Below are 24,439 nucleotides of genomic sequence, written 5' to 3' on the forward strand. Positions count from 1 at the left end.
TTTATCTTGATAAATGATCAATCAAATCTAACAGATAAGTAGTAGCATCAACGTGTTGATCAGGTACTTCCATTATTAACTCGCTGTGCATGGTGTTGTTTTTGAATTTTGATGACTTTATGTAAAAATCAGTGGCATTATCAGAGATATATTGGAACTGTTGCTCCTCTTTAGGTGCCAGGTGCATTTCTTCTGTAGGCACTTGTGCTAGCAATGCTTTGCTCTTAAAGTACATAGAATAATTTCCTGCTCTCATCAGCTTTTTATGCTTTTTAGATAATGAAGCATTGTAGTTTCCTCTTTTAATGGCAGTCATATCTTCAGTAGATGTGCTCAGGAAGAAAATGTCATTTTTAATCATAAAGTAAAGATCCATAGGTACTTCACTTTTAGGAACATTAATGTGGTAATAACCATCAGCAGTAGTAGTTACCATTTCTGAAATTGATAAGTAATTGATCAGCTTATCAGTAAATTCAGGTGATTCGGTAGAGCACATGAACATGAAATTAGGTAATGTTTCTGTTTTTGTTTTTGTTACCTCTTTGTAATTATAATCTTCATCATATTCATAACCAGTATAAGTATATTCTTTCTCTTCAAAACTAGTTACATAGAATAGGGCGTCTCCTTTTATCAGGTCGCCTAAGGCTTCTTCGTCTACCACAAGTGTAAATACATCGGCTAATAGCTGCGCTTCATTCATGTTAGAACCAAATAAACCACCATACTGAGCGGCTAATAAATCAGGATACTCTTCTAGCGCCTTTTCCATGTTGAAGTTATATGACATGTAACCTAAAAGCTTGTCTTCATTGATGTATTTGAAGAATTTCTTGTTGATTTTGCTGTCAGCCATTCTTTCGAAGGACTTAGAAAATTCATCTTTAAAGCTCACATTAAAATCAATCTTAGCTGATTCTTTATTTAGGTATAAATTACTGCTTATCTGTCCGTAATTGTTAAAGAAGCTTGCTGGGTTATTAGATAAAGGCCCCATCATAGGCATGGTATTATTTCTTACCTCTTTTAGCAAGCTTCCCATATCACCGTTCCATACATTGATCACGGCATCAGAATCAAACTGATCCATGTATTGCTTGTTTTGAGTAATAGGCGTACTGGCAGGATACATGGTATAGTTAGTCTGTAATCTGGTCCATTTGTTAACTAAGTAATCTTTTTCCTCAGTATTAAGCCCATAGTAACCAGTATACCTTTGCTGGTGGGTAGAAATATTGAAGCTATCGCTATAATAAGTGATGTTATCTATTACTTCGCTAAGTTGTTTCTGTATTTCTTTATCTTCCAGTTGACTTATTTCTTTTTCCAGGTCACTGCTTCTTCTGTGTAAAAATTTATCGAGAGAGCTAGGATCGGGAGCATAGATAGAATCAATGCTTTCAATGTTATACCTAATAGAAATAGCATCTTGCTCTTTTAGAACGTCAATATATTCGCTATCAATAGTGCCTTCTTTAGCTCTGTCAATAATATCAAGTGTAGTGTTGTTATACTTGTTTAAGTACAGCTGCAGTGAGTAGTTATACAGATAAGGTGTTCTACCTTCTTCATAAACTGCGGCTTCGGTTTCAGTCATCTCATATTTGCTCTCATCAGAGGCAGGTTTGTCATTGGCCTGCTGTTGCATTTCTCTCTTTACGGGCTCAAAGTCATATTCATAGAAATAGCTGGTTACACCTGAACCAATGCTCATTACCAGTTTTTCATCATCCCAGGCAGCATAGGTGCCGTTAGAAAGCTGTACATTAGTGTATTTTCCGCTGGCTACATTTTCCTGGTCTTTATACATTTCATCTAATACCTTTTTAGATTGAAGAGGGAAGATGAAGTTAGTGATGGTGATACTATCTGTGCGGATAGCATAAAAGTATGCAGTGCCAGAAGTGTTAATACCTACAGAATCAAGTGATGTCACTTTGTACCCCAGTTTCTCAGACAGAGCAGCTAAGAGCTTTTGACCAGGGTTGCTTTTGTTTAACCTCTCTAAAATTTCAGGCTTAAAAATTTGGCTTCCATTCAGGCTGCCTACCACAGTGGCTCTGGCCGGCACGTAAGAACTAAGATCTTGTGCCTGAGTAACACCAAAGGAAAAAAGTGCTAGTATGAGTAATAGTTTTTTCATCTTAAAAATTGTAATCTATGTATGGTAATATAAGTTTAAATATAGTGCTCTATTTACTGAGCGTTATTTTGTTAGAAAGAGACGTTTTGCCATTAATTACATCCAGAGCAGAGGCTCTGAGCATCACCGCTTTTTTTGATTTAGAAAGTTTGGCATTAGCATTACTGTAATGGTTCACTTCCTTTTCAAAACGGTAGATGCAGGTGTAAAATGAGTCGTCAAATATCTGCTGATCATCACTTTGCAAATCAGTATATTCTCTTTTTGCGGAGGTGCTAAAAGTATTTTCTCTTTGGAAAGTTTTGCTGCTGTTATCAAAAGAGAAAGAAGTGGTGAAGGGCTTTACTTTTAGTTCTTTAGTAACTTCCCTGATCACCATGTCAATATCTTTTACCTGTTTAAAATCACAGCTAAGAGAGAAAATGAAATTATTGAAATCCGTCTTTTTTTGAATATTGCTGATGCCTGATGCTTGTTGCAAGTATTCTACGGCCTGGTTGAGGGCCGTTTCTATATCTTGCTTTTGCGGTACTTTATGACCATTAATGCTGTCTAAAAGCATTATAGAGGCCAGTTTGGTTTTACTTTTACTCAGGTTGACGGTGAGGGTCATGCTGCCGGAGCCATCCTGTTTTACATTGATTTCTTCTATAATATCAAAGCAAGAAGAAAGCGAAAGTAAACAGGTGAAAACCACCAGCCACATGGAAATTCGATTGATTTTTAATAGCCTCATATCTCTGAGTAATTATTGATAATACAAAGCTATAATACATCGGTGTTTTTAAACTATAATTGAGGTAATTACTTCGGGTAAAACACTATAAATCACGGTTTTCAGGGAGTGCCCATACCACTTAAAATGGCCATAAATAGGGAGTTTAGTGAGGGTTTTAAAATAATTTAGTTCTAAAACCCTAAGCTTTAAGGTCCGGGTTTGAAGTTAGGATTATAGATAAGCCCGATAACATTATCCCATGGATCTTTTATGGTAGCGGTAATAATATCATCACCCACCTGTTCGGGTGCTTCATAGCCTGTGGCTCCTAATTCTATTAGCCTTTCGTACTGCTCTTTGATATTAATGACTCCCCAGTAGCTCACTACGGTATTGCCGGTTTTTACTTCACCTTCATAAGGCATGAGGCCTAGTTCAAAACCGCCTATATTAAAGCCTACATAAAAAGGCTGATCAAAATAAGGAACGGCTTTAAAAGCTTTACAATACCACTCTTTGGCGGCAGAGATATCAGGCACCTTATATATTGTTGTTCTTAAACCTAGCATGTCTTTTAATTAAATGATTTTAATGTGAAAAATAATAATTGATTCTTGAGCCAAGTGCATAAGGTAAGTTGAGTAGATCCTGCCATGCCATTATGCAGGTTTTAAGATTTTTAACCACTCACATAATTACGCCCCTCCAGTTTTCTTCTGATCAGTATCTTTAAAACCAATGATTCGTATATATAATGTTATTTTGGCCATAATGGTTTTGGTATTTTTTAACACAGCCCAAGCGCAGCACCAAAACCTTCCTCTTACTTATAACGCTCACTATACTTCTAAAAGCCTCGTTATTGATGGCAAGCCGGAAGCTGCCTGGGATAAGGCACCCTGGAGCAGTAGTTTTATTGATATTGAAGGCGAAAAAAAGCCTGCTTATGATACAAAAGTAAAGATGCTTTGGGATGATGAGTACCTCTATTTTTACGCTGAACTGGAAGAACCTCATATATGGGCTGATATTACTAAACGTGATGAGGTGATTTTTTATAATAATGATTTTGAAATATTTATAGATCCTGATGGTGATACCCATAACTATATGGAGTTCGAAATGAATGCTCTAAACACGGTGTGGGACCTATGGCTGGCTAAGCCTTACAGAAATGATAGCAAGGTGATAGATAACTGGGATATTAAAGGCCTGAAAACCGCCGTTGACATTAAGGGAACACTCAATAACCCGGGTGATAAAGACCAAGGCTGGTCTGTAGAAATAGCTATGCCCTGGTCAGCTTTAGGTGAAGCGGCTAAAAACTTAAAGGCACCAGAAGAAGAGATTTGGAGAATTAACTTCTCACGCGTTAACTGGGATTATGCGTTGGAAGATGGTGAATATGCCAGAAAAAAGGATGAAAAAGGAAATTACCTTCCTGAATACAACTGGGTATGGTCTCCGCAATATGCTATAGACATGCATAGGCCTGAGCTTTGGGGGTATGTTTATTTCACTAAGAAAAAGAAGGCCGAATATGAAATGCCTGCTTCTGAACAAGTGGTGTGGAAGCTTTATCAGGTTTATCGTGCAATTATAGAGCGTGATGACGTAATGGTGTTTCAGAAACATATTGAAGTAGATGGTAAGAATATACCTATAAACCTGGAAGAGCACAGTGCAGGTTGGAACCTGATGGTAGATGATCCTTTCAGCGGAAAAACTATAGTGATTCGAGAAGATGGCTTTTTGATTCGTAAATAATCTAAAATTTAAAAATATGCGTATTTCGATTCTTTTAAAGGTAGTGGTTTTAATGGTGGTGCTTGTCAGTGGTGTTGAAAGTAGGGCACAGCAATCTGATCCGGATTTTAAATACTGGACCTGGATGCATTATGGTCATGATAAAAAGGATAAGGAGTACTTGAAGCTGTTTAAAAAACTGAAAGACAGCGGTATAGATGCTGTGCTTATTAATACAGATGGCAATACCAAAGACCTGCAGCATGTTACTGATCTTGCGCGAAAAGAAAAGCTGGAAGTGCATGCCTGGATCATGGCCATGAACAGACCGGGAGATAAAGTGGCTCAGCAGCATCCTGATTGGTATACCGTAAGCAGAGACGGTAAATCATGTTTTGATACGCGACCTTATGTAGATTATTACCAATGGCTTTGTCCTACTCGAGAAGCCTCCAGAAATCATGTGCTTAGCCTGGTAGAGGGGCTGGCAACAGTAGAGGGGCTGAGCAGCGTGCACCTGGATTACATTCGCTTTTGTGATATTTTTCTGCCTATAGGCCTTCTTCCAAAATATAACCTGGAGCAAAATACAGAATTGCCAGAGTTTGACTTCTGCTACTGCGATGTGTGTATTGCCACTTTTGAAAAAATGCACCATAAAAATCCTTTAGAGATGGAGCACCCTGAACTTGATATCGAATGGCGACAGTTTAGGCTTAATCAGATAAAAGCGGTGGTAGATGATGCTTATGAAATAGTCCATAAACACAATAAAGACCTGACAGCAGCAGTTTTCCCTTACCCGGAAATGGCTGGCAGAATGGTGCGCCAACGCTGGGATAAATGGAATATAGATGAAGTATTGCCAATGATCTACCATAATTTCTATAATGAAGAGCTCGACTGGGTGGGCTGGGCTACGCAGCAAGGAGTGAATGACCTGGAAAACACCGGCACAAAGCTAAATACAGGTGTATATGTTCCTTCAATAGAACCTGCTAAGATAGCTGAGGCAATACAACTGGCCAAAGAAAATGGAGCCAAGGGAATTGCTTTCTTTGATGTTAATGCTCTAACAGATGAACATTTAAAGGTGATAAAATCTTCAAAGACAGATCGTTAAGTATTAGCTTGGCTTGAAGCTTATAATTCATTAATTTCAGTGTTTGCGGCTCGGGCTATCTCTTGCAACAGAGGGATAGGTTTGAGCTTTTAATATTGAAACATAGAGAAAAGTTTTAAGCTATATATGGAAGGAGGCCAAAAGTACTTCGATGCATATTTGAAGCAGTTCGGTCAGTTAAGTGATGAAATAATAAATTTCCTCAGGCAACATCTTGCCTTAGTGGAGAAATCTAAAGGTGACTTTTATCTTCAAAGCGGTGAGGTACAATCGCATATGGGCTATGTGAGTAGTGGTTTGCTAAGAAGGTATTATATCAATGATAAGGGAAATGAGATCACCACTGGGTTCATAAAAGAGAATGAATATTTAACTGATTATCCCGCTTTTATTAGGCAACAATCAACCAAATACTATATGCAGTGCCTGGAGCCTTGCATCATTATAGATCTTCCTTATAATATTATTCAGGAGAGCTACAGCAGGTTCAAAAGTAGTGAAATGCAGGGCAGACTAATTGCTGAAAAGGTCTTGACCATTTTGAGTGATAGGGTAGAGAGTTTTCTCTTTAATACCGCAGAAGAACGATATTTAGCTTTTCTTGAAGAAAACGAGGAGCTCATGAACAGAGTGAGCTTAACGCATCTGGCGTCATTTCTAGGTATAGAAAGGCAGTCGCTTAGCCGAATAAGAAAAAGAATATCACAAAAATAGCTTTGTCACATATGTGACAGGTATAAGCCATCAGATAGCCCCACCTTTGTAATATGAAAAATCTAAAAACACCCCATTACTCGTCTATCATTAAGAGCATTTGTTTTATCTCATATCTCTTAATTTGTAACACCTCCGTGCGAGCGCAAAACAACGAACTGCAAAGCGTACATACTGCTATTCAGCTTGCCACTGACTCGCTCTACAAAAGTTTAGTAGAAATAAGAAGAGATATACACCTGCACCCGGAGTTGAGTGGCGAAGAAAAAAGGACCTCAGAGTTTATTTATCAGTACCTGACTGAGCTGGGCCTAGAGGTGAAAAGGGGCATAGGAGGTTACAGTGTTATCGGAATTTTACAAGGAGCTCAACCTGGAAAAAAAATAGCCTGGCGGGCTGATATTGATGCTATTCCTGTTCATAATCATGGGGCAGGAGAGGCTGCAGCTAAAAAGGAAGAAATGGGCCATAATTGCGGTCATGATGTGCATACTACCATAGGGCTGGGCATCGCGAATGTATTGACAAAGCAAAAAGATCAAATAAAAGGAACCATATACTTTATCTTTCAGCCTTCTGAAGAGAATTACAAAGGAGCTAAGATGATGATAGATGATGGCCTTTTTAATGTGATCTCTCCTGAAGAGATATATGCTGCCCATATTTCCCCCATGCCGGCCGGACTGATAGCTTCTAAACCTGGCTACCTCTTTGCCGATTACAAACAAATCAACATGACCTTCAAAGCCACTGAGGAGAATGATGAAATAGCAGGTTTTGTAAAAAAGAAAGTTGCAGAGCTGCAAAACGTGGAGCCAGACAGTAAGTTTTGGGACAACAGGAACTTGATGGACCCTAATATTGGAATCGGCAATCCTAATACTATTTTTAAAGACTTTGTTACTGCTCAAAAGCAGTTTAAGGTAGAAGAAAATGATGGAGAGCTTAAAATTATAGGCTTTATTAGTGCTAGTAATGAGGAGCGGATAAATGCCATTCCCGATCAATTGAAAGCCACATTAAAGGAGTCAAAATATGGTCATTTATTAAAAGATGTCTATTATTATTCTAAAATGATTGGTTATTCCACAGAGCGAGGAAACATAGATAATGATGAGCACCTCACGTTGCAAACAATCAATACCGTGGCCAATATTTATGGGCCAGCCAGTGCCATCCAACTGTATGGTATAATACCTGATGGCCGTGGAGATGATTTTTCTTACTTTCAACAGCAAGTACCAGGAACCTATTTCTTAATGGGAGGATCTAATTTTGAAAAAGGCATTATCGCTATGCCTCATAGCCCTAATTTTTCAGTAGATGAATCGTGCATAAAAAGTGGAGTGAAGTATTTCGCCTCTATGCTGGTGGAGCAAGTGAATAAAACTGAAGAATCGGTGAGCATTAAAGATTGAAAGTAGCGAGTTGCTGCACCTTATCAGCTTTCTGATACCAATCATTAAAAACCAGTTCAGGCTCATTTACGGTAAAAGAACCAAAATCATGAGTTGTAAATGTATCGAGCATATTCAGATACTGCTTTTGATGAAGCAACGGTTTCTGAAAGCGCACCACTGTAGCATGAGCTGTTTTTAAGGTGTACCTTTTGTCAATGGATTCTTCAAGGCCAGAATTCTTAAAATGCTTTCTGAGTTGATCGCGCATCATTTGCATGGCATTACCTTCAGGGTATCCGCAGATGATGATAGAAGAAGGAGAAGCGGAAATGCCTTTAAATTGAATATTGAAAGGAGGGATGCCGTTAAGAGCGGTTTTTATAAGGCCATTATAATCAGGCACATTAATTTGCTCCAGACTAAAACCACTGTAGCAGGAAATGATCGACATGATAGTAACGTGTAGATCTGTTGCAGGGTAATAATACTGATCAGAATCAATGGCTTTGAGTGAATGGAGAAACTCATCAATGTTATTTTTAACCTTTTCAGAAGGCCGAGCTAATAAAGTAATGCCATATCGGTCATCTTGCGTATCATTTAGCAATGGATCTACCGAGCAGCCCTTAGCTTTTATTTGATTGATAGAAGAGTGATACAGGTTTTGGTAGTGCTGCTCCAGGCTGTTCTCAGTCATCAAAATTGATGTTTATAGATTTTCTTTAATGGTTTCAAAATTAGAAAAAGTGAAACAGTAAGGCCTTTTTTATTATCAATTTATTGGCAACATCAGCTAGATTTGCCACGGATAAAATAACAAGAAGTGATGGTGAAGCTGCTGAGAACGGATAGTGAGCATGAAGATTATATTCATTTAACACATTTACTTAATGATGATTTGGCTGATAGGTATAATGTAGAACCCTCGCTGTTTCTAAAAATCAATGCCAAAAAACTCAGCTGGGTGGTAGTGATTTATGCTGGTGATATCGCTATTGGTTGTGGTGCTATTAGATCTTTTGATGATCATTCTGTAGAGATTAAGCGGGTATATGTGCACCCTGATCATAGAGGCAGTGGAGCCGCTTTTAAGTTACTTACAGAGCTGGAAGCCTGGGCTAAAGAGCTGGGCTATAGTAGAACAGTATTGGAAACGGGCACGGGACAGCCAGAAGCTATTAAGTTTTATAAGAAGTATGGCTACACGGCCATTCCTAATTATGGAGAGGGAGGAGATTTGAGCCGTTGTTTCGAGAAAATGCTAGTGAGCGAAGTACAGCAATGTTCCGCTGATCAATCATAACTCTGAGCCGCTTCTTCATGAATTTTCTTAATTCGCTTCTTTAATCTCTCTGGACTCAGAACTTTAACAGAATTACCGAACCCAAGAATCACACGTTCCAATTCATAGTTCAGCTGTACTTCTATAGTGATCTCAATACCTTCAGTAGATTGAGAAACCGCCTGCTGCGACTGATGCAGCGGTTTAGTAATTACATAAGGAGCATTTTTTTGATCTATTGCTAAATGTACCTTTTGCGGACGCTGATGGCGCTCCACTGTAACTCCAATTACGTGCTTAAAATGTTCATCTGCATTGAAATCAGGATCTTCAATAAATGTGAGTTGTTTATTAAGACTTATTTCCTGAATACGATCCAGTGCCAAGGTGAGCAGGGGCTCTTTTACACTCTTTCGTCCTAGTACAAACCAGCGGTTGCGATATTCCTTTAAAAGGTAGGGGTGCAAAGTGATATTATGAGGTCTTTTCGCTTTGAAAGATTGATATTTTATGGTTAAAACCTGCTTCTTTTGTATAGCCTGATACAAATCATCCAGATGCTCTATGCCTACTAAATGGTGATTGGTTTCCAGGTGAATGATAGAGTGCTCCTGAGTTCTTGCAGTATATACTTTGTCTTCCAGCCGCTGAATCATGCCACTCATTTCCTGAAAGTGCGAGAAGCCCTTGAACTGTCTAAGAATGTCTATGACCTCATTAAGCTTATTCAGATCATTTTCAGTGAGCGGGTTGTTCTTAATAGAGTATTCCGGGTCTTCATATAGATAGTACTTACGGTCTTTAACCACTATTGGTGCATTGTACCCCAGCTTGTCACTACGCATCATTTGAATGTCCATTTGCACAGTTCTTTTGCTTACGCCTTTATCTATACCTTCATATTCATACAAAGCTTCAGAGCAAGCTTCTATCAGGTCTTCCAAAGTCCACTGTCTGTACTTATTTCTAAGGCATTTATCTATAGTATTATAACGAATGAGCGCATTTCTGTTAACGGGCATACACTTATGATTAGTGATTTGGTCACATTAGTTGAGAACGCAAAAGTAAAATATTTAAAAGTTAAAGCGTGCATCTCAGTACTATGATGCTATTGTTATGAATTGGTTAACAAAATTTAACTTTACTCTTTTTATTGTAATTATCTGTATGTCAATGATTTGCGTGTGATTGTATTTTATGTGTTGAAAAGACACATATATAGCGAAACAGTGTAAGGCTGAGATCGTTAGCAATAGTGAAAGAACACGGTTTAAATTAAGTTTAAAACTATTATAGATATGGCAAATTTTGAAAATAAAGTGGCTTTGATCACTGGAGGTTCAGGCAGTATAGGATTTGAGACCGCAAAGAATCTTGCAGGAAAAGGAGCCAAAGTGCTTATTGTAGATATCGATGAAAATGCACTTCAGGAAAAAGAGAAAGAAGCTAAAGATGCAGGGCTGGATATTTCATATTGCGTAGCAGATGTTACCAAGAGTGACCAGGTAGAAAACTATGTAAATACCTGTATAGAAAGATATAGAAAAATAGATTTCTTCTTTAATAACGCGGGTATAGAAGGAGTAGTAAAGCCCATGCAAGAGTACCCTGAAGATGTTTTTGATAAAGTTTTAGCCGTTAACGTAAAAGGGGTTTATCTGGGAATGAAATATGTGATTCCTAAAATTGAAGATGGCGGTAGCATAGTAATTACCTCATCAGTAGCAGGATTGCAAGGTAGCCCGGGTATGGTAGGTTATATCACCAGTAAGCATGCTGTGATAGGTATTATGCGTACTGCGGCTTTAGAGCTGGGAGCAAGAAATGTAAGAGTAAACACCGTACACCCTGGTGTAGTAGATAATCGCATGATGCGCTCTTTAGAAGATGGAATGAATCCGGGACATGGTGCTGAAGTAAAAGCGCAGATGGAAAGTACAGTTCCACTAAAAAGATATGCAAAAGCGGAAGATATAAGTAACATGGCCGCCTTCTTATTTTCAGAAGAAAGCAGCTATGTAAATGGTACCACAATCTCAGTAGACGGAGGGATGAAAGCGTAAGGTTGAAAAACTACTGATTGATTTTGAAAGGCCCGGTTACCCGGGCTTTTTTTATGCATTTAATTATAATTACCCATGTTTATATTGTGATATTTTAATAATATCACATAGGTGGTTTTATGTGATTCTTTTGATTTTGGATCAATGATTTTTTTTCGAAAATGAGGTGAAGTTTTACTGACCTACTTTTTCATCTGCAGCCTGAACCGGAACCTGTATCATTGATTATCTAAACAAAATCAAAACCATGAAAAAGCTAAACCAACTCCTGCTAGTATTTGCTTCGTTATCGTTCATTGCTCTTGTTTTTTACCAATGCTCAAGTCATGCCTCTATTGATGGCAAGGGCTCTTCGTCCAAAAAGAGTTACCTGGACTTTCCCGAGCCGATCACAGCAGAAACGCCTTATGATGTAGACTCCGAGCTACAGGCTAAGCTTACCGCTGATAATAAGTTTGCTGAAGTACAAAGGCTTTTTGAAATTCTCAGTTGGCAGTTTTTTATTAGCCTTAACTGGCCTACCGATGATACCGGTCAGCCTCAACCAAAAATCACAGATCAAGGTGACCCGGTATGGTATAGCTGGAAGGAGAGCTTTGAGGTATTCCGCTCTGATGGCTCTAAACCCTGGGAATGGGGTAAAATGGAACTGCCCGAAGGACTCAATGTAAAGCTCGAGGCAAGTGAGAAAGTGCTTTTTAGAACCAGCAAAGTAGCTGAGTTTCATTATGCTGATTCGGTAGATGAGATAGACCAAGCTTTTACGGCTCCTATCTGGGACCAGAGTGGCAATATCGTGAGGTATGAGGTGCGGATGAATAAAAAGGAATTCAATTACATAGTGGCCAATGAGCTTTATAACCTGGATGGACAGATAGCCTTTTCCAAATCGCACCCGGAAGGCGTTGATTTCCCTAAAGGAAGTATAGACAAGGAAGGCGTTTTTGAGATAAAAATAGCTTGGAAAATAATGGAGCCGGAAGTGGATGATCCTAGCCGTTATTTTACTACTCAAGCTTATGTTATAGAGCCAGGTTCAGAAGATTTTAAGCTGGCAGAAGTGGGTATGGTAGGTATGCATATTTCTACTAAGACAGAAACTTCGCCTCAATGGATTTGGACCACTTTTGAGCATGTAGATAATTTGGAAACCAATGCCCTGGAAGAAGCCAATGGCAAACCACTAAAGCCTTCTTTTTATGATCCTGACTGCGCCACCTGTCCGGTTAATACTTTCCCTGATCAGAACCAAAAAGTGATCAAAAATCAAATTCAAAGGATGTTGCCTATCTCAGAAGCTACTCAGCAGCTCAACAGTCAGGTGCATGATATATTGGCTGAGGCAGGATCAAAACTGCAATATTATGATTTGATAGGCACACAATGGCCCACTGAGCCTGAATCAAGGCCATATCCTGCTGATACCTCTGTTTTCACCTTGCCTGAGTCGGTGTCTAATAAGTCAGGAGGCATGCCTACGCCGGTCTATCTTACCAATATGATTATGGAGACCTATTTTCAGGGAGGAACTATTACCAGTGATACTTTTAAAATCAGACAAAGTTACATTCAGGGCGGAAAAATTACATATGAAGATACCCTGTCAGGATTCAACGTTTATAATGCCAATGAGCCTGCCTTTTTTCAGATCCAGGGCTTCCCTGCTAATACAGATATTATTAATACGCACAGCATGATTTTCGGTACGGAGAGCTGTATCGGGTGTCATTACTCAGCCTCTATTGCCACCGGATATACCGTAGATCCTAAAACCAATAACAAAGTAGCCATATTCGGACCGCTTGAGGAAGGTGACTTTAGCTGGCTACTACAGCTGAAAGCACATTTTAAAGAAGAGCCTACTCCCTAATCAATAAATATTCACCCTCAATTTTCAACTAACCAAACATAATCATGGCTGTAAAAATTAAAGAAAAACAATTACAGGGTAATGGGCATGTAGACCCCAAGCTTACCAAAACGCTTACTGAAAATGTGGTACAAATGCAGGAGAACTTCTCTTTTGTACAAGTCAATGAATTTCAACCTAATGTGGATGGATGGAATATTATAGGCAAAGTCAGCTATACGCAAAATGGTAATGATATTTTGCTTACTAATGCTCAGGGCTATCAGGTGAAAGTCTCATTTTTATCACCTCTGGCTATTAGAGTAAGGTTTAAACCTGTGGTTAATCCAAACTATAGCAGTGATAACTCCTATGCTGTGGTGAATAGAAACTTAGGCAAGGTGAAGATAAAGGTAGAAGAACTGCCAGATGATGGTGGCACCCTGAAAATTGATACGGGAGCACTACAGGTACTTATTGGTTTGGATCCTTACGGTATTTCTGTTCAAAAAGATGGAAAGGTGATTACCGAAGATACTTATTCTAAGAATTTGGTTTTTAGTAATCAGGCTGTTGCGAATCTTAAAAAATCACCTGAAACGGAGTCTTATTTTGGCTTTGGAGAAAAGGCCGGTAGTCAGCTGGATAAGAAGGAGTTTACACTCACATTTTTTAATTATGATAACTTCACTTACAATAATACCGCAGCAGATGGTAGCAGGCTGGTGCCAGCCGGAAATGAAGGAGGGCCACTAAATCCTAGTTCTCCATTGTATAATTCCATGCCTTTTTGCCTGGCAGTAGGCAAAGGCCAACAGTCAGTAGAGTATGCCTATGGTGTTTATTTAGATAATGTTTCTCAAACATATTTTAACCTGGGTTCCAATGACTATTCTGATATGGATGGTAAGTATTATTTTGGAGCTTTATATGGTGAGTTAGATTATTATCTCATGGTAGGGCAAGAGAGTGATAGTGCTAATGTGATTGCTGATGTTATTAACCAGTATTCTGAGCTTACTGGCAGAGCCGCCATGCCGCCCATGTATGCGTTGGGCTATCAGCAGGGCTGCTATGGCTATTACGATCGGTGGATTCTTACCAGTGTAGCCCAGGCTTATCGGGCAGCCAAAATTCCCATAGATGGGTTGCATATTGATGTAGATTTTCAGAATAACTATAGAACCTTTACTAATAGCGAAAACAAATTTCCTAACGTGCAGGAGATGTTTGATCAGCTGCATGAAATGGGCTTTAAGTGCAGTACTAATATTACCGGTATCATTACTGCCAATCCGTTAGATGAAAATGGAAATAGCAAAACACCGTATCCTACCCGAGACGGGGTTTTGAATCTGAACCCTAATAATGCTCCTTATTCTACTTATAAAGATGGGGTGAAGGTAAAGCCATTTATTTATAACACCAGGGCCAATCAGGCGCCGAGCCCTGAGATATTTCTGGCCAACGAAAGCTATGGAATAGACACAGGCCTTAATCCTTTTAAATACCCAACGCCAGCCCAGCCAGAAGGCACTAATGAGCTGGGTACATATGGTTTTTATTGTGATTTGGGACAGCCCGATATTCAGGAATGGTGGGGGGACCAGTATGATTATCTGCTGACCATGGGCTTAGATATGATCTGGCAAGACATGACTTGTCCGGCTTTAGTGCCTAATGAAGATAATCATAATGAAGATAAAACCCTGCCGCTAGATCTGATGATGTATGATAAGGTGACGGAGATGTATCAGCCCAACGCTAAAATACATAATGCCTTTTCTCTTAATCTGGTGCAGGCTACCTATCAAGGGATTAAAAAGCTGAAATTGAGCAAGGAATATAAAAAAGGCCCTGATGGCAAGCCATTGTATAATTATAATAAGCGAAATTTCATTATTTCTCGAGGAGGCTTTGCTGGCGTACATCGCTATGCTGGTATTTGGACGGGTGATTCATCTTCCAGCTGGGACTTCCTAGCCATTAATATCCCGGAGGTTTTAAATGTAGGTCTTTCCGGTTTGCCTATTTCTGGCTGTGATATAGGCGGTTTTGCAAATGGTTCTGGTAGTGAAGAAGGAGGCGTTACTAACTATGAGCTCTTTACCAGATGGATGACCGCCGGAGCGTTTTTACCCTGGTATCGAAATCATTATGATGGTTATACTAAGACTTTTCAAGAGCCTTATCGCTATGGCTCACCCGTGCCGGAGAATTGTGCTAAATATATTAACATGCGTTATCAGCTGCTGCAGCTGTTTTATGATGCTATGTATGAAAGCACGCAGACGGGCATGCCTATTTGCCGGGCTCTGTTCTTAAATGAGGTGAATGATCCGGAAGTTTTTTCTTATGCTGATGATCAATTTTTTGTAGGAAAAAACCTGCTGGTAGCACCAGTAGTTTCGCAAGATTGGAATAAGGAGGTGTATTTGCCTGCTGGCTGTAATTGGTATGTTTTTGATATTAATGGAGGAAAATTACCGCAACCAACGGCTGGCGGAAGTACTTATAATTGGTATGTAACGCTCGATTTGGTGCCCGTTTATATTAGAGAAGGAGCAATTTTACCAGTAAGGGAGCTTGAGCAATACGTAGGCGAAAAGCCAGTCAACCCGCTCACCTTCTTTGTTTATCCAGGAAAGGAAAGCACTTATCAGCTCTATCAAGATGATAAAACTACCATGAATGCCGAAGAAAAAGGCGAGTACAGAGTAACTCAAATTTCTAATATTAATGGAGATGGTTACAAAGAGATCCAATTTCAGAGATCTTATGATAAATACACACCGGCAGAGCCTTACTTTATCATTAATTTGCTAGGCAACCTGGCTTCACCATCAGAAGTGCTGGTGAACGATGCGAGCTTAGAGCAGGTTCAGTCTGAATCAGCGCTTAGTGAAGCAAAAGCAGGAGCGTGGTTCTATGATCAAGCCAATGAGAGAACACTTGTTAATGTTCCTGATAATGATGCCAATTTGCTGGTGAGGATTAACTACTGATCGTTATTAAAGGATGCTGCATAAGCAGTTATTAAAGCAGTTATTGAAGAAAGGGAGATGGTCTAGTCTCCCTTTTTTAATGTAGAAGGAATTTTATCACCTACCCAAAGTCATCCTGAGGCCCTCGAAGGATAGACTTTCTGCTGGCCGGAGATGAGTTAATGCCTATGACAAAGCGCAAACCTTTGACAATGCAAGTCAGTTTCCATAAACCCGGCCTAAGCATCGAGATCCTCAGCTTGACCTGATTTATTGTATTATCACCTACCCAAAGTCATCCTGAGACCTAACATTTGTTTCAACCGCACAAAAAGAAATGACGTTAAGAATAGAAGTGGCCTGTACAATATAGCCGAACCTGGCATAGTGCAATTTGCCTGTCCCTGAGCATGGTTGGATAGAAAGGAGTCACAAAGTATGGTACTTCCTTGTTTTTATAGGAATGTCCGATTGGTAGTCTGTCGTGTACAATATTTCATCCTACAGGTCTTTGTTTAACTTTTAGAATATTAGTCATGAAAAAGATGAGAGCAAATGCTGCAGGCATAGATATAGGAGCCAAGCACATTTTCGTATCCGTGGAAAACAAGGATGTTCGTGTTTTTGAGACTTTCACTGAAAGTTTTAAAGAGGCATCGTGTTATTTATTATCAGAGGGGATCGAGACAGTGGCCATGGAAGCCACCGGCGTTTACTGGATCATCCTTTATGAGATCCTAGAATCAGCAGGTTTAGATGTCTGGTTAGTAGATGGGCGCCAGACAAGACAAGTACCAGGTCGAAAGACTGATGTAAAGGACTGTCAATGGATTCAGCAACTTCATAGTCATGGCTTATTGAATCGCTGTTTTGTTCCCGATGCACAAGTGAAGGAAGTTCGTGCTTACCAGCGGTTGCGAGAAGATCATCTCAGAACAGCCTCTATGCATGTAAACCACATGCAAAAGGCGCTAATAGAGATGAACATCCGGCTCAAAGAAGTGCTCAGTCAGATACATGGCGCCAGTGGTCTGGCGATCATAGAAGCCATCCTGGCAGGGGAACGTGATGCCCAAAAGCTCTTATCCCTGTGCCATAGCAGTATTAGAGAAAAGAAAGCCTCTCAAGTCATCAAGGCACTTTCAGGCTATTATACCGAGTCAGGGTTATTTGCTTTGGGACAGGCATACAGTGGTTACAAATTTTATAAACAACAAATACTGGCATGTGACCAAAAACTGGAAGAAGTCATGAAGCGGTTCAATAACTACGATTCAGATATGGAAAGCAAAAATGAAATAGATTCTGTTAAAGATCGAAAACCTGTTAGACATAATAAACCTGATATAGACCACTTAGGAGGACACCTGCTGAAAATCTTTTCAGGCAAAGATGCTACGTGTTTGCCGGGTATTACCGATTATACCTGGCTACAATTGTATTCTGAAATAGGCATGGAACTTTGTAAGTGGCCCAGTGAGAAACATTTCACTTCATGGCTAGGATTATCTCCAGGTCAACACCAGTCTGGCAAGAAAAATAAAACCAGAAACAGAAAGTACAGGCCAAAGGCAGGACAAATATTCAGACAAATAGCCCAAAGTTTAATAGAAAGCAAAAAGATAGCACTGGGAGCTTTTGGGCGTAGATTGAAAAGCAAAAGAGGTCCAGGCATAGCCACTAAAGCTACCGCCCGAAAACTGGCCGTACTCTACTGGCGGCTTATGGTAAAAGGGCTTGATTATACAGAACGGGGCATCAAAGCATATGAAGAAAAAATGCAGCTCCATAGAGAAAGATGGCTAGTAAAAACAGCTAAAGAATTAGGTTATGAGCTTGAACAAATACCTATTTAGTGTATTACGTCATTGGTAGGCCAAAGGCAGGACAAATATTCAGACAAATAGCCCAAAGTTTAATAGAAAGCAAAAAGATAGCACTGGGAGCTTTTGGGCGTAGATTGAAAAGCAAAAGAGGTCCAGGCATAGCCACTAAAGCTACCGCCCGAAAACTGGCCGTACTCTACTGGCGGCTTATGGTAAAAGGGCTTGATTATACAGAACGGGGCATCAAAGCATATGAAGAAAAAATGCAGCTCCATAGAGAAAGATGGCTAGTAAAAACAGCTAAAGAATTAGGTTATGAGCTTGAACAAATACCTATTTAGTGTATTACGTCATTGGTAGGTTCTCGAAGGATAGACTTTCTACTGGACCTGCTACATTTGATTGGACAGTAAGTTAAGCGCTTTTGAGTTAAATTTACTAAATATGAAAAGAGCAAGAAGAGAGTTTGACAAGGAGTTTAAACAGATAGCAGTGAACCTGTGCCTGTCAGGAAAAAGTACAAGAGAAGTAGCTGATGAGCTTGGTTTAAGGACTGAGCTGGTTACCCGATGGAAACGTGAATACAATGAGTACAAAGAAGGTAGTTTTTCAGGTCATGGTAATCAGAATTTAACCTCAGAACAAAAGGAGATAGCCCGTTTAAAACGAGAACTGCGTGAAGCCCAACTAGAAAGGGATATTTTAAAAAAGGCAGTAAGCATCTTCTCCAAGGGAGACAACAAATATTCCGGTTCATAAAGGAATACAACCACAGATTTGGTGTTGAGAGGATGTGTAAAGTACTTAAAGTCAGTAGAAGTGGTTTCTATAATTGGAGCAACAGAAGGCCATCAATGAGAAAGTTGGAGAATGAAAAGGTATCCGCATATATCAGGACTATACACAGCAATAGCAGAGGAAGGTATGGTAGCCCGAAGATCACCGAGGAGTTACGAGACCTGGGTTGGCGTATCTCTCGCCCCAGAGTGGCCAGGATCATGCGTAACCAGGGCATTAGAAGTATTATTTGCAGAAAGTTCAGAGGAACTACCACCCAATCAAGACACAACTATCCAGTAGCTAAAAACCTATTAAACCCTGATTATGCATTAGAAAACTAAAAGTTTAGAAAATCCTTCGATAATTGTGTAAAAAGATCGATTTTGATGAGGTATAAAAATCACCAGAATGGTTACTCAAAATATAGGGTCTTTACCCATTGAATATTCCTCCAAGCCAGTGACACCCTTTGGAGGGATGAGTTTAATGAAACGATTTATCGATCAGGTAGGGATACGAGAAAAATTAGCCGAACTGGCACTTCCATCTCCTGGTTCTAACCGAGGGTATGACCCCAAGCAAATCGTAGAGAGTTTTTGGCTGAGTATCTGGACAGGGGCTAGTAGATACATCCATTGTGACTGGTTGAGATATGATACTGTTTTACAGTCAATTTTTGGATGGGATGGTATGCCTAGCCAAAGTACCTACAGTCGTTTTTTTGGAAAATTCTCTCAATCCCTAAACAACGAAGTATTTCCAGAGCTTCAACAATGGTTCTTTGACCAGCTCCGTTTAGGAGCACTCACCATTGATTTTGATAGTACTGTGATCACTCGATATGGAGATCAACAAGGGAGTAGTAAAGGTTATAACCCCAACAAAAGAGGGAGAAATTCACATCACCCCTTGATGGCCTTTGTGAGTCAAACCAGAATGGTGGCCAATGCATGGCTCAGGCCAGGCAACACAGCGGCCAGTAGTAGTTGCAGGGAGTTCATGGAAGAAACCTTTAAGCACGCCTTGGCAGGACAAAAAGTAGGTCTGGTAAGGGCCGATAGTGGTTTTTACAACGAAGAAATCATGTCATATCTAGATGAAGAACTCCTCAATTACATTATGGCTGTACGCATGTACCCCAATGTAAAAAGCGAAGTTTGGGGGCTTAAAGATTGGGTCAAACTGGCAAAGGGAATAGAGCTGAACGAGATGGTTTTCAGTCATGAAAACGGTAAGCCAAGACGATACATTATTGTAAAAAAGCAAGTTGACATCAGGCCACATGCAGGAGGCAAGGAACTTTTTGAAGATCAGCCTGGCTATCGATATAGTTGCTATGTGACCAATATGGATTTACCTCTGGATCAGATTTGGAACATGTACAACACCCGCGCCGATTGTGAGAACAGAATTAAGGAATTGAAACAAGATTTTGGGCTTGAAAATTTTTGTTTACAAGATTTTTGGGCAACAGAAGCCTCCTTTCGCTTTATCATGGTGGCTTACAATTTGATGAGTTTATTCAGGCATTTTGCGTTGAACCATCATCGAAAAGCAACCCTATCAACCCTCAGATCCTATTGCTTTGCATTAGGAGCCTGGACAGCAAACCATGCTAATAAAAAGGTTTTAAAAATCTCATTACCCTCCAAAAGAAGACCCTGGATGGAGGGAATATTCTTGAACATATCGTCTACTAGTCCTCCTTTTGATTATTCTAATGAATAATCCGGGTTAAACAGAGATTTTCAGGCAAACCTTCCGGGGCATAAATGGGTCTCTGATATTACATACATCCCCACTGGTCAAGGTTGGATGTATTTAACCATCATTATGGATTTGTACGATCGAAAGATTATAGGATGGTCATTGAGTAGGTCTATGGCGTGCCATGATACAATATGGCCAGCCTGGAGAATGGCTTTAATTAATAGGCCAATAACAAACCAATTAATATTTCATTCCGACCGGGGAGTGCAGTATGCCACCTATTCTTTTTCAGATCACCTCAAAAGTAAGGGTATACAACAAAGCATGAGTAGAAAAGGTAATTGCTGGGATAATGCTGTGGCAGAAAACTTCTTTAAGATACTGAAGTCAGAACTGGTCAAACATACCAATTTCTATAGTATTCTTCAGGCCAAGAATGACCTGTTCGAATTTATAGAAATATGGTATAATAGAAAAAGAAAACATTCGCACTTAGGATATAAGACGCCTGAACAATTTAATAACCATAACTATTCAAAATGTGCTTAACTTATTGTCCAGTTTTTTGTTGCAAATCCATACTGGACGTAGATGAGTTATTGCTTATTACAAAGCGTAATCCTTTGAAAATATTAGCCAGTTTCCATAAATCCGGCCTCAGCTTCGAGCGCCTCAGCTTGACCGTGGTTATTGTCTTATTACCTACGTAAAGTCATCCTGAGACCTAACATTTGTTTCAACCGCACAAAAAGAAATGACGTTAAGAATAGAAGTGGCCTGTACAATATAGCCGAACCTGGCATAGTGCAATTTGCCTGTCCCTGAGCATGGTTGGATAGAAAGGAGTCACAAAGTATGGTACTTCCTTGTTTTTATAGGAATGTCCGATTGGTAGTCTGTCGTGTACAATATTTCATCCTACAGGTCTTTGTTTAACTTTTAGAATATTAGTCATGAAAAAGATGAGAGCAAATGCTGCAGGCATAGATATAGGAGCCAAGCACATTTTCGTATCCGTGGAAAACAAGGATGTTCGTGTTTTTGAGACTTTCACTGAAAGTTTTAAAGAGGCATCGTGTTATTTATTATCAGAGGGGATCGAGACAGTGGCCATGGAAGCCACCGGCGTTTACTGGATCATCCTTTATGAGATCCTAGAATCAGCAGGTTTAGATGTCTGGTTAGTAGATGGGCGCCAGACAAGACAAGTACCAGGTCGAAAGACTGATGTAAAGGACTGTCAATGGATTCAGCAACTTCATAGTCATGGCTTATTGAATCGCTGTTTTGTTCCCGATGCACAAGTGAAGGAAGTTCGTGCTTACCAGCGGTTGCGAGAAGATCATCTCAGAACAGCCTCTATGCATGTAAACCACATGCAAAAGGCGCTAATAGAGATGAACATCCGGCTCAAAGAAGTGCTCAGTCAGATACATGGCGCCAGTGGTCTGGCGATCATAGAAGCCATCCTGGCAGGGGAACGTGATGCCCAAAAGCTCTTATCCCTGTGCCATAGCAGTATTAGAGAAAAGAAAGCCTCTCAAGTCATCAAGGCACTTTCAGGCTATTATACCGAGTCAGGGTTATTTGCTTTGGGACAGGCATACGGTGGTTACAAATTTTATAAACAACAAATACTGGCATGTGACCAAAAACTGGAAGAAGTCATGAAGCGGTTCAATAACTACGATTCAGATATGGAAAGCAAAAATGAAATAGATTCTGTCAAAGATCGAAAACCTGTTAGACATAATAAACCTGATATAGACCACTTAGGAGGACACCTGCTCAAAATCTTTTCAGGCAAAGATGCTACGTGTTTACCGGGTATTACCGATTATACCTGGCTACAATTGTATTCTGAAATAGGCATGGAACTTTGTAAGTGGCCCAGCGAGAAACACTTCACTTCATGGCTAGGATTATCTCCAGGTCAACACCAGTCTGGCAAGAAAAATAAAACCAGAAACAGAAAGTACAGGCCAAAGGCAGGACAAATATTCAGACAAATAGCCTAAAGTTTAATAGAAAGCAAAAAGATAGCACTGGGAGCTTTTGGGCGTAGATTGAAAAGCAAAAGAGGTCCAGGCATAGCCACTAAAGCTACCGCCCGAAAACTGGCCGTACTCTACTGGCGGCTTATGGTAAAAGGGCTTGATTACACAGAACGGGGCATCAAAGCATATGAAGAAAAAATGCAGCTCCATAGGGAAAGATGGCTAGTAAAAACAGCTAAAGAATTAGGTTATGAGCTTGAACAAATACCTATTTAGTGTATTACGTCATTGGTAGGCCCTCGAAGGATAGACTTTCTTCCGATCAGCCTTGAATACTATTAAAAAACAACTTCACTAAAACTATAAATGCAACTATGCTGCATTTATAGTTTTAGTCTTTATATTTGCACTGTTGTTGCATTAAAGAAAGAAGACATGAAAAATAGTTTCGTAGGGGTTCACTGGGATTTTTTGGGGTTTAGTGCTTCATTTTTATGTGTGATACACTGCTTGGCTTTGCCTATAATTCTTAGCCTATCGCCTTGGGTGGGCTGGCAGGTGATGCATGATCCCGGCATTGAGCTTACAATTCTTGTTGTTAGCCTTGTAATAGCTGCTTTTGCGTTGTTTCATGGCTATAGAAATCATCATGGCAATTTCAAACCGATAATAATTGCTTTTGCTGGCTTTTTATTCATTTTGGTTGGTCATGCCTTTTTTCATGATCATGAAGTGTTCATCACCGCTCCGGGGGCCATTTTGGTGGCTATTGCTCATGTGCTCAACTGGTATTACGAACGAAATGAAGTGAAGCCAACGCATAGTTCGAAGCAAAATAAATTACACAATAAATGATAAAGGCCAATAAAATACCAGTAACTGTGCTGAGCGGTTTTCTGGGAGCAGGAAAAACCACTTTGCTCAACCATATTTTGCATAACCGTGAGGGATTAAGAGTAGCAGTAATTGTAAATGATATGAGTGAGCTCAATGTAGACAGTCAGCTGGTGCAAAATGAAGTGAAGCTTTCAAGAACGGATGAAAAGCTAGTAGAAATGAGCAATGGCTGTATCTGTTGTACACTGCGGGAAGACCTGATGGTGGAGGTAGAGAAGCTTGCCAAAATGAAAAAATTCGATTACCTGCTAATAGAGAGTACCGGTATATCAGAACCTATACCTGTGGCTCAAACTTTTTCTTTTGCTACGGGTGATGAGCTGTATGATCTTACCAAATTTAGCCGGTTAGATACCATGGTTACGGTAGTAGATGCTTTTAACTTTTTGAATGATTTTGGAAGTGCAGATACGATTGTAGACAGAGAAATGACTGATGATGCACAGGATCAGCGCTCTGTAGTGAACCTGCTCACTGATCAGATAGAGTTTGCTAATGTTATTTTACTTAATAAAACAGACTTAGTAGAGCCAGATGAGCTGAAACTCTTAGAAGGGATGATTAAGAAGCTAAATCCTGAAGCCCGACTCTTACGAACCAGTTATGGTAAGGTGCCACTGTCAGAAATTATTAATACTAAGCTTTTTGATTATGAAAAGGCAGAGCAATCTGCAGGCTGGATAAAAGAATTGAATAATGAGCATACCCCTGAAACAGAAGAATACGGCATATCTTCTTTTGTATTTAGGGCTTCAGAGCCTTTTCATCCGGAGCGGTTCCTGGCATTTGTTAATAAAAACTGGCCTGGAAACATTATTCGTAGTAAAGGCCTCTTTTGGTTGGCCTCCCGACCTGACCACGCCCTTCTGTGGAGCCAGGCGGGAGGTTCTTTAAAAGCTGAGCTCTATGGCCGCTGGTGGGCTTCGGTACCCTTGAAACAAAGGGCTATGAATCCTGCGTACATGGAAAATCAGGAGGTCATTATGGCTAAGTGGGATAAACAATGGGGAGATAGGATGAATGAGCTGGTAATTATAGGTCAGGATTTAGATGAGCAAGCCATTTCAGCCCAACTATCTAAATGCCTGATTAATGACCATGATCAGCAATCCGTAAAGGAAGGCAAGCAGTTAGTAGACCAATGGCCACTGTGATCCATTAAAATATTTTAAAAATTTTTCAAAAATATTTTCACTGCGCA

22 protein-coding genes and 1 pseudogene are annotated in these 24,439 nt (G+C 39.8%); 18 read left to right on the top strand and 5 right to left on the bottom strand.

Annotation, left to right across the window (positions count from 1 at the left end; all coding sequences use genetic code 11):
* Position 1: 1 nt before the first annotated feature.
* The 3 genes from LVD15_RS17885 to LVD15_RS17895 form a co-directional block, all read right to left on the bottom strand.
* Positions 2–2,146: a DUF4836 family protein gene (locus LVD15_RS17885; protein WP_233776584.1), complete on the bottom strand. Its 2,145-nt coding sequence runs from the start codon at positions 2,144–2,146 to the stop codon at positions 2–4.
* A 49-nt stretch (positions 2,147–2,195) separates the two neighbouring features.
* On the bottom strand, positions 2,196–2,882 hold the full coding sequence (locus LVD15_RS17890) for a hypothetical protein (RefSeq protein ID WP_233776585.1): 687 nt from the start codon (positions 2,880–2,882) through the stop codon (positions 2,196–2,198).
* A 188-nt stretch (positions 2,883–3,070) separates the two neighbouring features.
* Entirely contained in the window at positions 3,071–3,433 is a 363-nt protein-coding gene (locus tag LVD15_RS17895; protein WP_233776586.1) for a VOC family protein, read from the bottom strand.
* A gap of 169 nt (positions 3,434–3,602) precedes the next feature.
* On the opposite strand from LVD15_RS17895, the gene LVD15_RS17900 reads away from it, so the two are divergent.
* The 4 genes from LVD15_RS17900 (at position 3,603) to LVD15_RS17915 (ending at position 7,865) form a co-directional block, all read left to right on the top strand.
* Positions 3,603–4,631 carry a carbohydrate-binding family 9-like protein gene (locus tag LVD15_RS17900; RefSeq protein WP_233776587.1) on the top strand — a complete coding sequence of 343 codons (1,029 nt, stop codon included), beginning with the start codon at positions 3,603–3,605 and terminating at the stop codon, positions 4,629–4,631.
* Between the two features lie 16 nt (positions 4,632–4,647).
* Positions 4,648–5,733: a putative glycoside hydrolase gene (locus LVD15_RS17905; protein WP_233776588.1), complete on the top strand. Its 1,086-nt coding sequence runs from the start codon at positions 4,648–4,650 to the stop codon at positions 5,731–5,733.
* A gap of 126 nt (positions 5,734–5,859) precedes the next feature.
* Positions 5,860–6,447, top strand: a complete 588-nt coding sequence (locus tag LVD15_RS17910) for a Crp/Fnr family transcriptional regulator (protein WP_233776589.1) — start codon at positions 5,860–5,862, stop codon at positions 6,445–6,447.
* Positions 6,448–6,584: 137 nt separating this feature from the next.
* Positions 6,585–7,865, top strand: coding sequence for a M20 metallopeptidase family protein (locus LVD15_RS17915; RefSeq protein WP_233776590.1), 1,281 nt, complete (start codon positions 6,585–6,587; stop codon positions 7,863–7,865).
* Here the strand turns inward: LVD15_RS17915 and LVD15_RS17920 are convergent.
* Complete coding sequence (locus LVD15_RS17920) at positions 7,855–8,544, bottom strand: 2'-5' RNA ligase family protein (protein ID WP_233776591.1); 690 nt, start codon at positions 8,542–8,544, stop codon at positions 7,855–7,857. The two genes, LVD15_RS17915 and LVD15_RS17920, sit on opposite strands and share 11 nt — an antisense overlap.
* A 129-nt stretch (positions 8,545–8,673) precedes the next feature.
* Here LVD15_RS17920 and LVD15_RS17925 point away from each other — a divergent pair, with 129 nt between their 5' ends.
* Positions 8,674–9,150: a GNAT family N-acetyltransferase gene (locus tag LVD15_RS17925; protein WP_233776592.1), complete on the top strand. Its 477-nt coding sequence runs from the start codon at positions 8,674–8,676 to the stop codon at positions 9,148–9,150.
* Here the strand turns inward: LVD15_RS17925 and LVD15_RS17930 are convergent.
* Positions 9,141–10,151, bottom strand: a complete 1,011-nt coding sequence (locus LVD15_RS17930) for a helix-turn-helix transcriptional regulator (protein ID WP_233776593.1) — start codon at positions 10,149–10,151, stop codon at positions 9,141–9,143. The genes LVD15_RS17925 and LVD15_RS17930 overlap by 10 nt on opposite strands.
* A 279-nt stretch (positions 10,152–10,430) precedes the next feature.
* On the opposite strand from LVD15_RS17930, the gene LVD15_RS17935 reads away from it, so the two are divergent.
* The 13 genes and pseudogenes from LVD15_RS17935 (at position 10,431) to LVD15_RS17995 (ending at position 24,392) form a co-directional block, all read left to right on the top strand.
* Positions 10,431–11,195 (top strand): SDR family NAD(P)-dependent oxidoreductase, encoded by a 765-nt coding sequence (locus tag LVD15_RS17935; protein ID WP_233776594.1) that lies wholly within the window; start codon positions 10,431–10,433, stop codon positions 11,193–11,195.
* A 247-nt stretch (positions 11,196–11,442) separates the two neighbouring features.
* Positions 11,443–13,065, top strand: a complete 1,623-nt coding sequence (locus LVD15_RS17940; protein ID WP_233776595.1) for a hypothetical protein — start codon at positions 11,443–11,445, stop codon at positions 13,063–13,065.
* Between the two features lie 44 nt (positions 13,066–13,109).
* The gene (locus LVD15_RS17945) at positions 13,110–16,049 is read left to right on the top strand and encodes a glycoside hydrolase family 31 protein (RefSeq protein WP_233776596.1); all 2,940 of its coding nucleotides are present in this window, start codon (positions 13,110–13,112) and stop codon (positions 16,047–16,049) included.
* Between the two features lie 515 nt (positions 16,050–16,564).
* Positions 16,565–17,884: an IS110 family RNA-guided transposase gene (locus tag LVD15_RS17950; protein WP_233776597.1), complete on the top strand. Its 1,320-nt coding sequence runs from the start codon at positions 16,565–16,567 to the stop codon at positions 17,882–17,884.
* The gene (locus tag LVD15_RS17955) at positions 17,884–18,195 is read left to right on the top strand and encodes a hypothetical protein (RefSeq protein WP_233776598.1); all 312 of its coding nucleotides are present in this window, start codon (positions 17,884–17,886) and stop codon (positions 18,193–18,195) included. The genes LVD15_RS17950 and LVD15_RS17955 overlap by 1 nt, the downstream gene beginning before the upstream one ends.
* A 103-nt stretch (positions 18,196–18,298) precedes the next feature.
* Positions 18,299–18,613, top strand: coding sequence for a transposase (locus LVD15_RS17960; RefSeq protein WP_233776599.1), 315 nt, complete (start codon positions 18,299–18,301; stop codon positions 18,611–18,613).
* A 95-nt stretch (positions 18,614–18,708) separates the two neighbouring features.
* Positions 18,709–18,975 carry an IS3 family transposase gene (locus LVD15_RS17965; protein WP_233776600.1) on the top strand — a complete coding sequence of 89 codons (267 nt, stop codon included), beginning with the start codon at positions 18,709–18,711 and terminating at the stop codon, positions 18,973–18,975.
* A 67-nt stretch (positions 18,976–19,042) separates the two neighbouring features.
* Positions 19,043–20,362, top strand: coding sequence for an IS1380 family transposase (locus LVD15_RS17970; RefSeq protein WP_233776077.1), 1,320 nt, complete (start codon positions 19,043–19,045; stop codon positions 20,360–20,362).
* A gap of 18 nt (positions 20,363–20,380) precedes the next feature.
* Positions 20,381–20,893, top strand: a pseudogene (locus LVD15_RS17975) (IS3 family transposase); the annotation flags it as partial.
* 404 nt (positions 20,894–21,297) lie between these two features.
* Complete coding sequence (locus LVD15_RS17980; RefSeq protein ID WP_233776601.1) at positions 21,298–22,362, top strand: IS110 family RNA-guided transposase; 1,065 nt, start codon at positions 21,298–21,300, stop codon at positions 22,360–22,362.
* Between the two features lie 48 nt (positions 22,363–22,410).
* Positions 22,411–22,617: a hypothetical protein gene (locus LVD15_RS17985; protein WP_233776602.1), complete on the top strand. Its 207-nt coding sequence runs from the start codon at positions 22,411–22,413 to the stop codon at positions 22,615–22,617.
* A gap of 159 nt (positions 22,618–22,776) precedes the next feature.
* Positions 22,777–23,196, top strand: a complete 420-nt coding sequence (locus LVD15_RS17990; RefSeq protein ID WP_233776603.1) for a MerC domain-containing protein — start codon at positions 22,777–22,779, stop codon at positions 23,194–23,196.
* On the top strand, positions 23,193–24,392 hold the full coding sequence (locus LVD15_RS17995) for a GTP-binding protein (protein WP_233776604.1): 1,200 nt from the start codon (positions 23,193–23,195) through the stop codon (positions 24,390–24,392). Before LVD15_RS17990 ends, LVD15_RS17995 begins: the two co-directional genes overlap by 4 nt.
* The last annotated feature ends 47 nt before the right edge of the window (positions 24,393–24,439 follow it).

This window comes from Fulvivirga maritima, assembly GCF_021389955.1.
Taxonomy (GTDB): Bacteria; Bacteroidota; Bacteroidia; order Cytophagales; family Cyclobacteriaceae; genus Fulvivirga; species Fulvivirga maritima.

Coding starts and splice junctions, on each gene's coding strand:
- LVD15_RS17885 (WP_233776584.1), bottom strand. CDS start 2,146: ATGAAAAAACTATTACTCATACTAGCACTTTTTTCCTTTGGTGTTACT.
- LVD15_RS17890 (WP_233776585.1), bottom strand. CDS start 2,882: ATGAGGCTATTAAAAATCAATCGAATTTCCATGTGGCTGGTGGTTTTC.
- LVD15_RS17895 (WP_233776586.1), bottom strand. CDS start 3,433: ATGCTAGGTTTAAGAACAACAATATATAAGGTGCCTGATATCTCTGCC.
- LVD15_RS17900 (WP_233776587.1), top strand. CDS start 3,603: ATGATTCGTATATATAATGTTATTTTGGCCATAATGGTTTTGGTATTT.
- LVD15_RS17905 (WP_233776588.1), top strand. CDS start 4,648: ATGCGTATTTCGATTCTTTTAAAGGTAGTGGTTTTAATGGTGGTGCTT.
- LVD15_RS17910 (WP_233776589.1), top strand. CDS start 5,860: ATGGAAGGAGGCCAAAAGTACTTCGATGCATATTTGAAGCAGTTCGGT.
- LVD15_RS17920 (WP_233776591.1), bottom strand. CDS start 8,544: ATGACTGAGAACAGCCTGGAGCAGCACTACCAAAACCTGTATCACTCT.
- LVD15_RS17925 (WP_233776592.1), top strand. CDS start 8,674: ATGGTGAAGCTGCTGAGAACGGATAGTGAGCATGAAGATTATATTCAT.
- LVD15_RS17930 (WP_233776593.1), bottom strand. CDS start 10,151: ATGCCCGTTAACAGAAATGCGCTCATTCGTTATAATACTATAGATAAA.
- LVD15_RS17935 (WP_233776594.1), top strand. CDS start 10,431: ATGGCAAATTTTGAAAATAAAGTGGCTTTGATCACTGGAGGTTCAGGC.
- LVD15_RS17940 (WP_233776595.1), top strand. CDS start 11,443: ATGAAAAAGCTAAACCAACTCCTGCTAGTATTTGCTTCGTTATCGTTC.
- LVD15_RS17945 (WP_233776596.1), top strand. CDS start 13,110: ATGGCTGTAAAAATTAAAGAAAAACAATTACAGGGTAATGGGCATGTA.
- LVD15_RS17950 (WP_233776597.1), top strand. CDS start 16,565: ATGAAAAAGATGAGAGCAAATGCTGCAGGCATAGATATAGGAGCCAAG.
- LVD15_RS17960 (WP_233776599.1), top strand. CDS start 18,299: ATGAAAAGAGCAAGAAGAGAGTTTGACAAGGAGTTTAAACAGATAGCA.
- LVD15_RS17965 (WP_233776600.1), top strand. CDS start 18,709: ATGAGAAAGTTGGAGAATGAAAAGGTATCCGCATATATCAGGACTATA.
- LVD15_RS17970 (WP_233776077.1), top strand. CDS start 19,043: ATGGTTACTCAAAATATAGGGTCTTTACCCATTGAATATTCCTCCAAG.
- LVD15_RS17980 (WP_233776601.1), top strand. CDS start 21,298: ATGAAAAAGATGAGAGCAAATGCTGCAGGCATAGATATAGGAGCCAAG.
- LVD15_RS17990 (WP_233776603.1), top strand. CDS start 22,777: ATGAAAAATAGTTTCGTAGGGGTTCACTGGGATTTTTTGGGGTTTAGT.
- LVD15_RS17995 (WP_233776604.1), top strand. CDS start 23,193: ATGATAAAGGCCAATAAAATACCAGTAACTGTGCTGAGCGGTTTTCTG.